This window comes from Brochothrix sp., assembly GCF_017549435.1.
Lineage (GTDB): Bacteria > Bacillota > Bacilli > Lactobacillales > Listeriaceae > Brochothrix > Brochothrix thermosphacta.
This window is the reverse complement of sequence record NZ_JAFYUW010000037.1, coordinates 1-14,856: the sequence shown is the minus strand read 5'-3', so window position 1 is coordinate 14,856 and position 14,856 is coordinate 1. Positions and strand designations below refer to the sequence as shown.

Below are 14,856 nucleotides of genomic sequence, written 5' to 3'. Positions count from 1 at the left end.
CTTTTGTTTTTTTTAGCATAGCATAATTTAAAAAAGAAACAAAGTTGCAACACTAACTTTATTGAGCCGAATAACCGCCATCTATTACTAATTCCGCTCCTGTAATATACGATGCTTCATCTGACGCTAAAAATAAGGCGGCATTTGCAACTTCGCTTGCAGTCCCTAAACGTTTCAGTGGTGTCGCATTAACCAATTGTTCCATCGCTTCTTTATATTGGCCCAAGTTAGCAGTCATTGGTGTTTCAATCGTACCTGGGAAAATCGTATTAACGCGAATATGTGAGCTAGCAAACTCAACGGCAGCAGCACGAGAAATCGCACGCACTGAACCTTTTGATGCTGAATATTGATTAAAACCTGAACCAATAATCGCCGTGTATGAAGAAATGTTTACAATCGCCCCTTTATTTTCCAGTTTCATCTTCTCCGCAATGTTACGCATTCCTAAAAAAGGACCAAAAGCATTAATTTTATGCATCAATGTCCAATCCTGTTCAGTTATATCTGCAGAACTTTTTTGTGAAGAAATACCTGCATTGTTAATGAGTATATCGATACGGCCATACTCTGAAAGTGTTTTATTCGCGACCTCTTTCCAACTTTCATCAGAAGAAACGTCCAATTTCATCGCATGAACATTATGTATTTCTTCAATCGTCTTAAAATTGGTGGTGTTGATATCAGCTGCAATCACAATTGCACCTTCATCGCTAAAAAGTTGTGCCATCGCAGCGCCCATTCCTGATGCTCCACCTGTAATAATTGCTACTTTATTTTTTAATCGCTCCATTTTTAAAACCCCAGTCACATTATATTTCCAACGTTTAAATGTTGGATTCGATTGCACTTATAATGTAACGCTAAACTTCATTTTTGTCCCTCGCTTATTATTAAAGGATATATACTTGCTTTTACAGGTGAAAATAGCTACTTCGGCTTTATTTTTTATAATCCTGAGTACTCTCCAATCGGAAAATGCCCTTTTAATTGCTCTTTAAAAGTTTTTAGAGCAGGTATTTCAATCATTCCTTTTTTATAAATCATCACAATTTTAGCTTCTCCTTTTGGAATATCAATTGGAATATAGGAAAATTGATGTGTGTTTTTCTTAGCTGATTCAAAAAAAGAATAATCAACACCAAACGTTGCTGCACCTTCACTCAATGCATTCGTAATTGCATTTGTGTTATTTGAACTGAACATTAATTTTGGTGAACCATAACTTCCTAAAACTGCTTCTAAGTACCACATAATAAAATCATCACGGTAGAGCACTAATTGATAACTCATCAATTCTTCCGGCTTTATTTTTTCCACATTTGCATACCGTGTTCCTTTAGGTATAACAGCAACCATTTGTGATACTTGCAACTCTTCAATAACCATCTCTTTTAACTCTGGTAATAGGTCATCATACAGAATGATAATCCCTAAATCGAGTGTGTCATCTTGAATGCCGGCGATAATTTCTTTTGAACTATTTTCATCGATTTGCAAAGAAACCTCTGGGTATTTTTGTTTGAATCGTGAAGCAATTTGTATCAATAGATGCATTGATGTTGGTATTGTACTAAGATGAATCATTCCTGAAATCGTATCAGCGGATAATGCGAGTTCTGTTTTCATCTTTCCGACTGTTTTCGTGATTTCTTTCGCATATTGAATGATGATATGTCCTTCACGGGTTGGAACACAGCCATTTTTAGAACGGTGGAAAATCAAAACACCTAATTCTTTTTCCAAGGCATTAATTGATTGACTAATGGCGGATAACGTAATATTAGCTTCGCGACTAGCATGCGTTAATGAACCTGTATGTGAGACAGCCAGAACATATTCAAACTGTTGTAAGTTCATATTTTCCTCCTTCAGTTTTACTTAAGGTAACTTCATTATAAGTGCATTTTACTAGAACCTATTCACTGTTACAATGATTATGTTATCAAATATAGCAGTAGGAGGTTTTATGATGAAATTATTAAATAAAGTCGCAATCGTCACAGGTGGTGCAAGTGGTATCGGTGAAGCAACTGTTAGACTTTTTGCGGCAGAAGGCGCTACCGTTATCATTGCTGACTTTTCTGATCGTGGCACAGACATCTCTGCTGAACTTAAAGCGGAAGGTCATCGTGTAAGTTTCATAAAAACCGATGTGAGTGATGCTGAGCAAGTTGAAAAAATGGTTGCTGAATGTGTTAACCATTTTGGTGCCATTGATATTCTCTATGCAAATGCTGGCATCGCAGCGGATGCACCGATTACAGAGCTTGGAGTAGACACTTGGAAACGCACAATTGACATCAATTTAACAGGGGTCTTTTTATTCAATAAATTTGTCATTACCCAAATGCTGAACCAACCTCTTGGCGGTGTTATCGTTAATTGTGGATCAATCCACAGCTTTGCTGGTAAAAAAGGGGTCACTGCCTATGCTTCGGCTAAAGGTGGTGTGAAATTATTAACACAAAGCCTAGCCTTAGACTATGCTGATAAAAATATCCGTGTCAATGCGGTCTGTCCTGGTTATATCGATACGCCCCTTATTAAAGGCCGTGACGCTGCTATTACAGAGGCTCTTGTTGCTTTGCATCCCATGGGACGTTTAGGTACACCAGAAGAAGTTGCGAAAGCGGTCTTATTCTTAGCAAGTGACGACTCTTCTTTTGTGACTGGTACCACACTATTAGTTGATGGTGGTTACACTGCTCAATAATACTCAAAAAAAAAGCAGGTAAAAACAATTGTTTTTACCTGCTTTTATATTTTTAGCAATCTCAATAACCCATTTGTAAACTATTATTTTCGTTTATTACGGCGTATTATGAAATATATTACTACAGCAATAACTATTAAGAAGGCAACACCTAGAAAAATATAAAGCATGGTAGGTGTTTCTTTTTCTAACGTAACATCTTTTTCATTCATCGTTGTGGCTTTATCGGCCGAAATACTAAATTCTTTTTTGAATTGCCATTCTTTTCCTGCTGACTCTGCCTTCATGTTGAGTATATAGGTTCCTGCTTCTAATTTTTCACCTTCCAAAGGCACTGCTATATTAAAATTAGAATTCGGTGCCACTTGCAAATTTTCTTTTTTCAAGATAGCTAAGTTATCCTTACTCCCTTTTTTGTTAACAGTCGCATCAATTTTAAGTTTACTGATAATCATCGGCTCACTATTTTGAATATTAGCTACGATAACATTGCGAGCATTTTGTGTTTCTGGGTTCACTTCATTCATATGTAACATTGGTTTTACTTTATTATCATTTTGACGCATTTGAAGAGCTACTACATATGAGTATTCATTTTTAATTGCTACATCATTCTCTTTGTCCTCTTCTTTATTTTTACTCGTATCTTCTTTAAGATAGATACCACCTAAAATAACACCATCAAATTTATCCTTTGGCACTGTAACTTCGATTGTTAAATCTTTTTCTGATTGTGGAGGTACGGTAACTTCTTCCGGAACTTTAGCAACATCCTCCATTGCTATTTTTAATGTATCATCTTTTTTTATCTTGTTAGGCGTATAGTCAATCACACCATTTTTATTTGTTTTAGCAGATTGAATGTGTGGATTAATGACAATCTCTTTATCAGTTGTATTACGAAGTTTAACTTTCAACTTCTGCTTTTCTCCAGGTGTCACTTTTAAATCAAAATATGATTTTTCTTTATCAATTTGATTGTCGGGGATTACTGCATTAACCGAGAAATTCAATTCTGATGCTTTAGAAAAAGTTGTTGGCATGAGACTTAGAAAAAATATAAATGTTATTAAAAAGATAGTCCCTTGTCTTTTTTTCACTTTTAATTTCCCCTCTCTTAACTATATATCGTTACACCCTGCTGTTATTTTTTTATTCTATCTTGTAATTGACCTAGCTTTTCAGTTAATTCATTATATGTTTTTTCATTCTTCAATTTTCTAATTCCTAAACGATATTTTTCAAACGTTTCAGACGGTATTTCTTTGTTTTTGTTCTCACCTGTTAACCAAACGTCCATATTACGTCTAAGTGTATAGCTATCTGATAACTGTTGACTAGCATCAGCCAAACTCATCAATCGCTTTTCTTTCCATTCTGAGTCTGGAAAAACATCCATCGCATTGATGGCTGCTTGAATGCGTTCCTGTGAAGCTACATCCGTTACAACACCTTTTTTAATTAACCGACGCGTCATCCGATCTGCTTTTTGACGATCTTCAATATCTGGCAAGCGTGCTTCTAACTCCCCACGCAATACATCTTCTGATACTTTGTCAACATCTTTACGTAGCTCTTTAACAGACACTGTATTATCAACATAACCACGTTTATCAACAACTGTCCTGACTTTTTTTGCAGTTTCTTCGTTAAAATCACCATGTGATTCCTGTGTGTAATAATAAGCAGCATAGGTTGCTCCACCTACGAGTATTAAACCTAATATTAATTTGATGATGAATGCTCTCATCCTTATCATCCAACCCTTCTGTCTTTAGTGAGGTATTACTTATATTCTAACATATCCCAACGGAACTCACCCCTAATTTCACCAACTTTATACACACAAAATATATGACTTTATGTCTAAATCAGTAGTAAGCTAATAAACGGTAACATTCCTCGAAAGGGTTACCCAACTATTTTTCAAATTAATCCTTTCGTCAAATAAGCGTTGGTCCATTAGCAACTTCCTTTTACGATTATTTCTCCCGCTTATCATTAGTGTATTAGGCAATTAAAAAATAATCCTTTTGGTAGAAACTAAGATATATCGCCTTGCTTTATGATTATTTTTCATTGCTGTTTCCTCTTTAGTTAATTAGTGATTATTTTAATTTTCATACCGCTATTTTATTTAATTGATTGTTGTTTTAATAGTAATATTAGCCTATTACTTGTGTTTTTGATGTTTATTTATAAAAGAGATACTTATGCCTAATGCTATTTTTCAATTCAGTAATCTTCTCGCTATACACAATCAGGATTCTGATATAGAATAAATCTTGTACTTAATTTAAAATAATTCAAAAATCGATACTAAATATTAGTACGGTAAGAAAAGAGGCGACAATTTGGAACAAACACTTAATAAAACACAAGACATTAAGCAAACACAAATTCTGATTGGTTTATTGATGGCAGGATTCATTGGTTTATTTGGAGAAACTGCCCTGAACATCGCATTAAGTCAACTCATGAAAGACTTTTCAATCACTCCTGGAAAGGTACAGTGGCTAAGCACTAGTTATATCTTAGTAATCGGTATTTTAGCCCCATTATCTGGACTACTCCTTCGTTGGGTTTCAACAAGAAAAATCTTACTATCTTCTATCCTTATCTTTATTACTGGGACAATAATCTGTGCAAGTGCACCTTATTTTTCAGTTTTACTTATCGGACGTGTCGTTCAAGGGATCGCAACTGGGATTCTAATCCCGCTTATCTTCAATACCATTTTAATTATTTATCCACCTGAAAAACGTGGAACAGCAATGGGATTTGTTGGCTTAGTAATTAGTTTTGCTCCTGTTATCGGGCCTACTATTTCTGGTTTTTTACTTTCAAGTTTATCATGGCGCTGGATTTTTATTGTCATGCTGCCTTTTCTAGTGATTGCATTTATCGTTTCAGCACTTTACATGAAAAACATTACAACTGTTACACGTCCTAAAATCGATATATTATCAGTACTCTTATCCATTGTTGGTTTTGGTAGCGTGGTCTTCGGCTTCAGTTCAGCTGGCGACAAGGGCTGGGGAAGCTTAGAAGTTGTTGTAACGTTGGCTATCGGTATTATTTCATTAGCCTTCTTCACTCACCGTCAATTAACAATGGAAGTTCCTATTCTTAACTTGCGCGTTTTCAAATATCGCATGTTTTCATTAGGTGTTTTGATGATTGTCCTTTCGTTCGGAATGATTATGGGCGTTATGCTCGTATTGCCACTCTACTTCCTCGATGGACTTTTGTTACCAGCTGCAGCAGTTGGTCTCTACTTATTACCAAGTGGACTAGCAAACGGGGTTTTCTCAGCAATTGCTGGACGCTTATTTGATAGTTTTGGAGCCAAATGGCTGGTGAAAATTGGTGCTACTATTTCTGTACTCGCAATGACAATGTTAGTTTTATCAACAAAAGATAGTTCAGTTGGTTACATTATCACAGCCACTATTTTATTCATGATTGGTGTCCCTTTAACAATGTCTCCTGCTCAGACTAATGCATTAAATCAGTTACCTCATGAAGTTGCTCCTGATGGAACAGCGATTATGAACACGCTTCAACAAATTGCTGGTGCGATTTCAATCGCTCTCACAATGGTCTTTCTTACAGTCGGTAAAAATACATACTTAGCTACTGGCGGAACTGATGCCACTCTAGCGATGGTTAACGGTGCACATTATGTCTTCATCTTTACCCTCGTATTAGCTTTGATTGTCTTTACTCTCTCGATGTTTATTAATACCAAAGCTTATGGTAAATAAAATTTAACGCTTCAAAAGACAAAAACCCCCCTTTGGAAGAAAATTTCCAAAGGGGGTTTTTAGTTTTATTCTGCGGGTTTTAAAGTCCACTCTAATTGTGTTGTATACGTTGCCGCTGTTACATCTTTGGGCACATCTAACGATGCGTTTAAGCCCACTGTGTTTTCAAAACGGCTACCTGTTGCAACTGTTTTATTTTCATCTGTGATGTCTAAAGCTGTACCTGCGGTATTATTTAATGTTGGGTTTAATTTGATGATCATTCCCTGATCACTGAATGTTTTTTCACCTTCTACTGCTGCTTGCTCTTTTACTTGTAAGTCCCATGCTGTTGTCACACCACGGTAATCGTTGATGCCCAATTCATTGGTTGCTGTTTGTTGCACTGTTTGGTCTTTCCCATCTAATGTTACTTTAGCAAATTCAATTTTCGGTAATACGTTTGAGAACGTTAATTCTCCACCTGCTACTGTTACTTCTGCTTCTGTTTGTCCGTCACGAATTTCATCTGCTGATACGCCCATTGCTGACATTCCAACTGTTCCTACTACCATACCTGCTGCGATCATTTTAACTAATTTCATTTTCTATTCCTTCTTTCGTTTTTTATTTTTCATTAATAAACTTGCACTTACTATTAAAATACTGCCCCAAACAAATGTTAAACATCTCTCTTCACCAGTTTGTGGTAGTGAATTTTTCTGTGAACCTAACTTTTGAACGTTACTTTTGTTGCTATATTGATGTTCATTGGTTATTTTTTGAGATTTATTCCCATTATCTTTTTGTTTCGCTAGTGGACCTTCCTCAACAGTAACTGTAACGTCGGTCTGTCCAAGAGAAGTTGCTTGCACAGGGAGTATAAAAAGACTAAAGTGCAAAATAACAATTGTAATACTGCTAAAAAGTTTTTTCATCGGTTTATTCCTCTCCTAAAACCAAGGTCCACTCAATGGTGGATTGGTACTTTTCATCGGCTTGTAAATCGCTGTTTTTAGGAATATCTAGCATAATACCTTGATTAGCTTCCCATTTTATAATCGTTTCATTAGCCGCTTCTACAGATTGTTTCTGTTGATAAATCGGAACATTCTCTAACATTGAATGTTTACCATTTGATTCATCTACATAGGTCATGTAGGGATCCAGTGTTTTATCTCCGGACACTTTAGCATACAGTTGCCAATCGCTTTTAAGTGTCTCTACGCGTGTATCATTTACTTTTAATTGCCAATCGTCACTTAAACGGCCCACTGTCATATTTTTATTCGTTAATGTAATATCATCAAAAACCATTGTTTTATCAGCAGCAAAGGAAATTGTTCCTGTATCAATATCAGCCTCAACGTTATGTTCAAATCGAACTTTATTGCCCGCTGGTAATGTTTGCTCTACAATTATTTTCCCTGGTTGCTTACCTACTTTACTAGTATCTGGGTATTCGCTAAAACTGATGAATTTAATCGTCTGATCCATTGGTTTTAAGAAAAACTCATTCCCAACTTTATCCAGGTCTTGATGTGTTGCCATACGCTTAATTGCGACTGTTTTTTTGGTTAAATGAGCCACCTCAACTGCTTCAAAACGCTCACCATTATAATGGTAATAAATGGCTTGGTCCTCGATGAATCTGTAAGGCATCTTCCATTCTTTTATCCCACTATAGTAATTAATCAACAACTCTGTATCTTCTTTCATCCCGTTATTCGCTACTTTTATCACTGTATCTTTCGTGATAGTCCCTGCAATTGGCAATTTTATAAATTCACTTTTATTTGCAGTCGCAGCTAATTTCGCATGTTTACTTGGTTTTGTTTGATTCAAGATTGGCAGTTGCATATTACCATCAAAAACAGCTATTTCAATGTCATTTCCAATAACACCAGTCACTTTTTGATCAACATTGACCAAACTTAGTTGATTATCATTAACAGTTAATGCGCCAATTTTTTCTCCCTGTGTGTTAGAAAGTTCGATGGCATCTCCCATTGATACTGTGACTGGAACACTAACCTCCACTTTATCATTTGACACTTTACTAGAAACACTTACCTTAACGTTAAAATCACCGATTGCGGTTGTTGTGAATTCATCTGTTAATTTCACTTCGTAATCTGTTGGTGAAATTTCACCAGTACTTAGCGACGTAACATTTTTCACCCAACCATGGAGCATGTCAGTCGTTATTTTAGAACCTAACACCAAATCTTGTGCGACAGGATCCGCTGACAATTCTTCGTATACTTCGAAAGGCACTTCTATAGTCGTTGTTTGTTTATACTCATCTGTTAATTCGATTGTTGCCTTCATAGTACCTATTTTTGATGTGTCGGGTTGTGTTAAAAACTTAGCAGTAACCTTACCTGCACTTTTTTTAACTGTATAGTAGTCTTCTGCTTTAAAAGTATGTTCACTGTTTGATACGAGTCGAGTTACCTCTTTTTTAGCTTCTACTTCTAACTCAGGAGCTGCCTCAGCAAACCCCAACTGATAAGCACCGATTGGTCCCGCTGCTCTTTTTTCAATCTCATCTTCAACTTTCGTCCAAAAAATCAATCTACTGTATGTATGAAGGATATGTGCTTTTGAATAAGTTAGATTTAAACTTGTATTTGAGGGCTCGTTTTTAAGTTTTGTAAAAACTAAGGTATCCAATGTTCCCGGTTTATAAGCAATACTTACCGTATCATCTGTATTAAAACTAATATCACTGATTTCGATGCGTCCTGAAAAGCGTATGGTTGTATTATTTGGTGGATAATAAAATTCAGGCACTGTTTCCATATATGGAATCTTAACTTCTAATGTACTTCCTTTTAGGTACCCTAGCTTTTTACTACTCGTCTTGATGGCATCAATAATGTTATTACGTATACCTGGGATAAGTGAATCTTCTAATTCTCGTGCCTCTAAATAATAAGAGTAGTTAGTACGTGTTTGTGGACGTGTTTTTTCTATATTTGCTTTGGGTACGACTTTTTCAGGTGTTTGTACTTTAGGTAACTCAGCTTGAGGCTCCGCTTCTATTATAGGGTCTTTCGAATCTGCCAGTATTTTCGATGCGCTAATACCTCGATCTACTTCTGCTGCATTAACTGGTATAACTGATGCACCTATACTGATAATACATACTATAGAAGTAAATCGTTTCATTAGTGTCTTCATTTATTTTTCATCCGCCTTTCTTCGTCTTACTTTGATTAAAATCAAGATAATCAACAAAATAAGTACGGCTATAATCCCCATGAGAATATACATTTGTAGGTCGGCGTTATTATCTGTCGGTGATACTGTACTTTTATTGAGATCTTTGACTTTTTTTGCTTCCATTTCAAATGATTTGTTCCATTCTTTTTCAAATCCATCTGCTTTAATATGTAATGTAGCTTCATAACTTCCAGCTTCAAATTCCTTGTTTATCGGCCATTGATAGTCGAACGTTGTATTTGGTGCAAATTTTAACTGAGCTATTTCTTTGGAGTAGTATGTCTTGTTGGAGTTTTTTTGTTTGATGTGGATAGACATTGTTATATTGCGTAAAATCGCACCTTGAGGGTTTTCTAATGTTGTAGTGATTGTATTGCGTAAGCCATTCTGGGTAATCGCAATATCTTTGAAATTAACTGTTGCTTGAGGAAGTTTTTTTTCTGTATGTAGTTTAATTGGAATAACGTAGTTATATTTATTTTTAATTGTTTGCTTTGATGTTTTCATTGCTTCTTCTTCTACTTTAATTCCACCTAGCATCAAGCCGTTAATACCATTTTTCGGTACTGTGTATGTTATTTGGATTTTTTCATTTGATTGTGGGGGAATTACTTGTTTTTCTTTTACTGTAGCAATATCTTTAAATGTTTCATCCGCTGCTACTTTATCTGATGTATAATCAATGATACCGTTGCTATTTGTAATGCCTGTAACGGCTGTTGCCTTTATATGTATTTTTTCGTCACTGTTGTTTGTTACAAGTACTTCGATTGTTTTCTTTTCATTTGGTGATACCTGTAAATCAAATTGATCCTTTACATCAACAACTTGATTATTTGGTAAAATCGGGGTTACTGTATATTTTGGACCTTCGTTCGCCGATGCAATAATTGTCTGACCACTAAATATTACGGTCAACATTGCGATAACTTTAATTACTTGTTTCATCCTATCCCTCCAGTTTTTCTTTTAATGGTAACTGTTTGTAAAAATTCGATAGCAATAATCTCGTCTAACATATATGCTTAAGGGCAACGTCTTAATAATTAGCCCTCATTTATTATTTCTATCTTAACTCGTTACTTTTTTTAAAAATATTTTTAGTTTGTAATATTTTACAATTAATATTTTTTCCAAACATGAAAAGTAACTGTTTGTTATAATATTAAATATACAGTAGAAACAAATATACGGAAAGTTCATAAAAAGTTACTGGACTTGCAAGTATTGGAACGCCTTATAAAGGGTAAAGAGTTATCATATAGCATGAAAGGAGCTCATACAACATGCATAAATTACTGGATAAACAAGAGGATTATAGTTTACAGTGTCTTCGTTATTTTTCTAAAAAAAGAATGACTGATGATATTTCTTTTCAAAAAATGATGGAGGATTTAGAATGGAGTCGACGAACACTAATTAAAAATCTCGACACGCTCCAAGATGATATTGTAGCTAATAATTGGTCAGATTATTTGAACTTTACCTATACTGCTGCAAATATTCATTTAGAGTTATCAACACTCTTCTCAATCGATTATTTTGTCACGCATTACCTGGTGAATAATGTTCAATTTGAGTTCTGTTTAGAGATATTTAATGATGAGTTTGATAGTTTACAGACATTTACCGAGGATAATTTTTTAACGAAAGCCACAATGTATCGTAAGTTAAACAGGCTCAAAGAGTTGTTACAAGATTTCGACATCACCATTGATCTTACAAAAAGTGAGCGAATGTTGGGAGACGAGCATCAAATTCGTTACTTTTACTACTGTCTTTTCTCAGATGCGTTTCATTTTTTGACAGATTTTGCGCACAATGTTGAACCTGATGTGCTAACTGACCTCATAAATAAGATTCATTCATTGCATCCTGACATGCCTTATGCCCATTTGTTAAAAATGAGAACATATCTTGCCGTAACTCTTTCACGTATTAATCAAGGGTATATATTAGATAGTACATCTCCAATACCCCTCATTGAATCTATTATTATACTGAATAAAGATATTAAAATTTGGATTGGAGATATTCTTAGAGAAGCAGGTCTTAATGAGGAACAGATTACTGCTGAAATAAATGTGTTACATTTTGTTACTACAGTATTAAATATCTATCCGCTTGAATATTTTGAACGTGTGAACATTCCAATTGAGCGTTATTCCTCTGATTTCTCTAAAAAATCGGAACTCTTTATGAAACATTTTAATGATTTCTTTAATCAATCATTAACCGCATCACAATATTTCTACCTTTTAATCAACCTGACAGCATTCAATGCTCACGAAGTCTACTTAAAAGGCTCTGAACACAATTCGCGTATGCAATTAAATATCCAAACTGTTAAAGAATCACACCCGCTTATCTATAGTAGCTGCGAATCTTTTTTTGAATACCTTGAAGAACAAACCGGTAAGGCAATCTCTGATTCAATGAGAATTCAATATTTCATGTTGTTACGTGAACCAATCAGATTAATGTATCCACCAATACAAATTTGTCTGCTTTCAAAAATTTCAGACGCTCAACATGTGTTTCTTGAGAAAATCATTTCTAAATCAAGTCAAGTTGCCATCACCTTCGTACCGTTTCCCGATGAAAGTGTTGATTTGTATATTTCTGATTTCAAAGTGAATCACTTAGAAGAACGGTATACTAATGCTGTGTTTTATTATTGGTCTTCAATTCCTGAAGAAACTGAGTGGGTTACTTTGCTTGATATCTTACATAGAACTTACCATCTAAAAGGCAAAAATAATTGGCTAAACAAATAAAAAGACTTAGAGCTTTTGGCTCTAAGTCTTTTTTTTATTGAATCTTTTTAGTATGAACGGTTTCTATTCCTGATGGCGTAGTAACATTAATACTAATTGTATTATCTTTGATCGTATAGTTAGCGAGTGTTGTATCGTGTGCTTCCTCACTATTTACCACAACTTCACGTATCGTCCCTTCATTTTTACCAATTATTATTGTAAAAGGAACATTTTTACCTTTATAAGACATTGTCAGATTTGAATAATCAACTGTTGTATTAGGTTGTGTCGCTTTATATTCTAGAAAAGCAGTTAAAATATCTACCGTTTGGTTGTTTAATTCACTCACTGGTTTATCAGTAGTAGAAGCAATTGGCTCTGTCGTACTTTTTTCACTTTCTGTTTCCACCGCTTCACTATTTTCAGATGTGGAAGTTGAACTTGCTACAGCAACAGTTGGTTCTGAACTAGTTACTGACTCACTTGAAGAATCGTCAGTTGTTGCCTCACTACTATCAGTTTCTTCTTTTAATGTGTTTTCAACAGAATCGGATGTATCTTCTGTAGATGAATCACTTACTTTTTTTTGGCTGCTTTCTGTTTCTTTTGTTTTGCTACTATTTGTCTCATTTTGACAAGCTACTAGTAACATCAAACTGAATAGTACTGATATTACTAACAACATTTTAAATTTTCTCATTTAAATCACTCCATTTCTATACACTAACATCCTCAACAAGAGAATCTTAAAAATATATTTCGCCTCTATTTAGTAAATAGTAATGCTACTTACATTGATTATCCCTCTAATGCTTTATTTTTTCAATCTTTTTATAGTATTTATTTCATAAAGGAGAAAAAACCGCACACTCAAAATAACTTAAGTCTACGGTTTCTTGTTTATTTTTTTTGTTGCCATTCTTTGCTCATAAAATAGGAATCAATTTTATAGTGAGGTGTATTCGTTTTTTTATCTTCTAGGAAAGGTTTTATTTTAGTATCTAAATCAACCCAACCTCGCCAGCCAAGATGAATAGTATCTTGCATGTAGTAAGGTTCTGTTCCTTTTTTGGTTAAATCAATCACTTTGAAACCTTGTGAAGTGATTTGGTGATCAATCTTAGTTGAAAATTCATCTAACATCTCTTGAGATAATTGTGTATATTCACGCCATTTACTGTTAACAGGTGTAACCACAAATTGTACATCAACATTTTGTCGTGCTAATTCCTGTAAAACAACTTGGAAATCAGCATATTCTGGCGATTGTAAATAACTAAAATGTTTTTGTGAGCCGTTAAGTCTCTCTAAATTCTGCTCGATATGTTTTGTATAAAAAGAATTTTTAATACAAAATTCATTATTAGACGTGCCTTTTTGGGCAATTTCAAATGCTCGCCTATCCAATGATTGTGCATTATATGTTTCAGGTAAATTCTTTTCTTGCTTGTTTAAAATATCCCAGCTATTATCTGGAATATGATTACCTATAACATCTTTGTTTTTTTCTAAGATTACCCTTTTAGCAGCAATATATTTTTTTTGAATCATTGTTAATTCATCACCATTGCTAATATTTTCTAATGCATTAGTAATGATTGTATCTGCTTTTGTTGAACCATAATGTAAAATTCGTTTTGCTACATAACGACGTTCCGTTTCATTGATATTGGTATTGTTGATGAAATCAATCGCATGTAATGTTGAGAAGTTTGCATTAAAAGCTCCTTTTGAGACACCTTTTTTAACAAACCATTGGGGAGACACAAAAAACACCATTTTTTTATTATTTAAACTGTCACCCATTGCTTGCATTGTAAGGTAGTGATCTAGTGATTCTGTTCCTGCATGACCGATTAAAAAGGGTATATAATCACGTTTATATTTATCTGCTAATGCATCTGGATGAAACGCATCATAACGTTGTAACTCTGAAGACCCAAAAAAAGGAATAAACTGCGGGTCTTTCATTGCTGCTCTGTAGATGGAATCACTGCGTTTCACTTTAACTTGTGAAACAACCGCAGCATTTTTAAGCGTTTCATGGGTAATCTTCCCTTCAAACATCGGAAGAGTGAACACGGCTACTAACAGGACCACGGCTACAATAACTGGTCCTATAGCCATGATTAGCTTACGTTTCATTGAAATTCGGCAACCTTTTTAATAATCATTGTTGGAGTAGCCCATTCTTCACGCTCAAATTCTGATACTGGTACCGTAATATCTAAAACACTTTCAATTTCAATTAATAATTGAACTGTGCCCATTGAGTCTAATAAACCTTCATCAAATAAATCAATATCCGGATTTATTTTCACTTCATCGCTACCTGTTAATTCTTCTAAAATATTTAATACCTCTGTTTTAATATCCATAATAATAATCTCCTTTTAGCTTAATAAAT

At 34.6% G+C, this 14,856-nt stretch carries 14 protein-coding genes; 3 read left to right on the top strand and 11 right to left on the bottom strand.

Annotation, left to right across the window (positions count from 1 at the left end; all coding sequences use genetic code 11):
* Positions 1-58: 58 nt before the first annotated feature.
* Both IKV95_RS02520 and IKV95_RS02515 read right to left on the bottom strand, forming a co-directional pair.
* On the bottom strand, positions 59-793 hold the full coding sequence (locus tag IKV95_RS02520) for an SDR family NAD(P)-dependent oxidoreductase (protein ID WP_029091654.1): 735 nt from the start codon (positions 791-793) through the stop codon (positions 59-61).
* 155 nt (positions 794-948) lie between these two features.
* A complete protein-coding gene (locus IKV95_RS02515; RefSeq protein WP_051457480.1) occupies positions 949-1,860 on the bottom strand; it encodes a LysR family transcriptional regulator in 912 nt (303 codons plus the stop codon).
* A gap of 112 nt (positions 1,861-1,972) precedes the next feature.
* On the opposite strand from IKV95_RS02515, the gene IKV95_RS02510 reads away from it, so the two are divergent.
* On the top strand, positions 1,973-2,716 hold the full coding sequence (locus tag IKV95_RS02510) for an SDR family NAD(P)-dependent oxidoreductase (protein WP_069118705.1): 744 nt from the start codon (positions 1,973-1,975) through the stop codon (positions 2,714-2,716).
* 83 nt (positions 2,717-2,799) lie between these two features.
* Here IKV95_RS02510 and IKV95_RS02505 read toward each other — a convergent pair whose 3' ends face one another.
* Together IKV95_RS02505 and IKV95_RS02500 are read right to left on the bottom strand one after the other, a co-directional pair.
* Positions 2,800-3,816, bottom strand: coding sequence for a WxLIP family cell surface protein (locus IKV95_RS02505; RefSeq protein ID WP_081315927.1), 1,017 nt, complete (start codon positions 3,814-3,816; stop codon positions 2,800-2,802).
* A 44-nt stretch (positions 3,817-3,860) separates the two neighbouring features.
* On the bottom strand, positions 3,861-4,466 hold the full coding sequence (locus tag IKV95_RS02500) for a hypothetical protein (protein ID WP_029091651.1): 606 nt from the start codon (positions 4,464-4,466) through the stop codon (positions 3,861-3,863).
* A 604-nt stretch (positions 4,467-5,070) separates the two neighbouring features.
* On the opposite strand from IKV95_RS02500, the gene IKV95_RS02495 reads away from it, so the two are divergent.
* Positions 5,071-6,483 (top strand): MDR family MFS transporter, encoded by a 1,413-nt coding sequence (locus IKV95_RS02495; protein WP_051457429.1) that lies wholly within the window; start codon positions 5,071-5,073, stop codon positions 6,481-6,483.
* A gap of 65 nt (positions 6,484-6,548) precedes the next feature.
* Here IKV95_RS02495 and IKV95_RS02490 read toward each other — a convergent pair whose 3' ends face one another.
* The 4 genes from IKV95_RS02490 to IKV95_RS02475 are packed head-to-tail and all read right to left on the bottom strand — an operon-like array spanning position 6,549 to position 10,638.
* Positions 6,549-7,067, bottom strand: coding sequence for a hypothetical protein (locus tag IKV95_RS02490; protein WP_069125358.1), 519 nt, complete (start codon positions 7,065-7,067; stop codon positions 6,549-6,551).
* A gap of 3 nt (positions 7,068-7,070) precedes the next feature.
* Positions 7,071-7,400: an LPXTG cell wall anchor domain-containing protein gene (locus IKV95_RS02485; protein ID WP_069125360.1), complete on the bottom strand. Its 330-nt coding sequence runs from the start codon at positions 7,398-7,400 to the stop codon at positions 7,071-7,073.
* A 4-nt stretch (positions 7,401-7,404) separates the two neighbouring features.
* Entirely contained in the window at positions 7,405-9,648 is a 2,244-nt protein-coding gene (locus IKV95_RS02480) for a hypothetical protein (RefSeq protein ID WP_287451383.1), read from the bottom strand.
* A complete protein-coding gene (locus IKV95_RS02475) occupies positions 9,649-10,638 on the bottom strand; it encodes a WxLIP family cell surface protein (RefSeq protein WP_069134823.1) in 990 nt (329 codons plus the stop codon).
* A gap of 338 nt (positions 10,639-10,976) precedes the next feature.
* Here IKV95_RS02475 and IKV95_RS02470 point away from each other — a divergent pair, with 338 nt between their 5' ends.
* Positions 10,977-12,467, top strand: coding sequence for a helix-turn-helix domain-containing protein (locus tag IKV95_RS02470; RefSeq protein WP_069136534.1), 1,491 nt, complete (start codon positions 10,977-10,979; stop codon positions 12,465-12,467).
* A 34-nt stretch (positions 12,468-12,501) separates the two neighbouring features.
* On the opposite strand, the gene IKV95_RS02465 is transcribed toward IKV95_RS02470, so the two are convergent.
* The 3 genes from IKV95_RS02465 to dltC form a co-directional block, all read right to left on the bottom strand.
* Complete coding sequence (locus tag IKV95_RS02465) at positions 12,502-13,149, bottom strand: hypothetical protein (protein WP_029091642.1); 648 nt, start codon at positions 13,147-13,149, stop codon at positions 12,502-12,504.
* Positions 13,150-13,349: 200 nt separating this feature from the next.
* Positions 13,350-14,594: a D-alanyl-lipoteichoic acid biosynthesis protein DltD gene (gene dltD / locus IKV95_RS02460; RefSeq protein WP_081312112.1), complete on the bottom strand. Its 1,245-nt coding sequence runs from the start codon at positions 14,592-14,594 to the stop codon at positions 13,350-13,352.
* Complete coding sequence (gene dltC, locus IKV95_RS02455) at positions 14,591-14,827, bottom strand: D-alanine--poly(phosphoribitol) ligase subunit DltC (RefSeq protein WP_069125369.1); 237 nt, start codon at positions 14,825-14,827, stop codon at positions 14,591-14,593. The genes dltD and dltC overlap by 4 nt, the downstream gene beginning before the upstream one ends.
* Positions 14,828-14,856 lie beyond the last annotated feature (29 nt).

What these genes read in the sequence shown, in the direction of transcription:
- IKV95_RS02520 (WP_029091654.1), bottom strand. Translation starts at nt 793, where the DNA reads ATGGAGCGATTAAAAAATAAAGTAGCAATTATTACAGGTGGAGCATCA.
- IKV95_RS02515 (WP_051457480.1), bottom strand. Translation starts at nt 1,860, where the DNA reads ATGAACTTACAACAGTTTGAATATGTTCTGGCTGTCTCACATACAGGT.
- IKV95_RS02510 (WP_069118705.1), top strand. Translation starts at nt 1,973, where the DNA reads ATGAAATTATTAAATAAAGTCGCAATCGTCACAGGTGGTGCAAGTGGT.
- IKV95_RS02500 (WP_029091651.1), bottom strand. Translation starts at nt 4,466, where the DNA reads ATGAGAGCATTCATCATCAAATTAATATTAGGTTTAATACTCGTAGGT.
- IKV95_RS02490 (WP_069125358.1), bottom strand. Translation starts at nt 7,067, where the DNA reads ATGAAATTAGTTAAAATGATCGCAGCAGGTATGGTAGTAGGAACAGTT.
- IKV95_RS02485 (WP_069125360.1), bottom strand. Translation starts at nt 7,400, where the DNA reads ATGAAAAAACTTTTTAGCAGTATTACAATTGTTATTTTGCACTTTAGT.
- IKV95_RS02480 (WP_287451383.1), bottom strand. Translation starts at nt 9,648, where the DNA reads ATGAAGACACTAATGAAACGATTTACTTCTATAGTATGTATTATCAGT.
- IKV95_RS02475 (WP_069134823.1), bottom strand. Translation starts at nt 10,638, where the DNA reads ATGAAACAAGTAATTAAAGTTATCGCAATGTTGACCGTAATATTTAGT.
- IKV95_RS02470 (WP_069136534.1), top strand. Translation starts at nt 10,977, where the DNA reads ATGCATAAATTACTGGATAAACAAGAGGATTATAGTTTACAGTGTCTT.
- IKV95_RS02465 (WP_029091642.1), bottom strand. Translation starts at nt 13,149, where the DNA reads ATGAGAAAATTTAAAATGTTGTTAGTAATATCAGTACTATTCAGTTTG.
- dltD (WP_081312112.1), bottom strand. Translation starts at nt 14,594, where the DNA reads ATGAAACGTAAGCTAATCATGGCTATAGGACCAGTTATTGTAGCCGTG.
- dltC (WP_069125369.1), bottom strand. Translation starts at nt 14,827, where the DNA reads ATGGATATTAAAACAGAGGTATTAAATATTTTAGAAGAATTAACAGGT.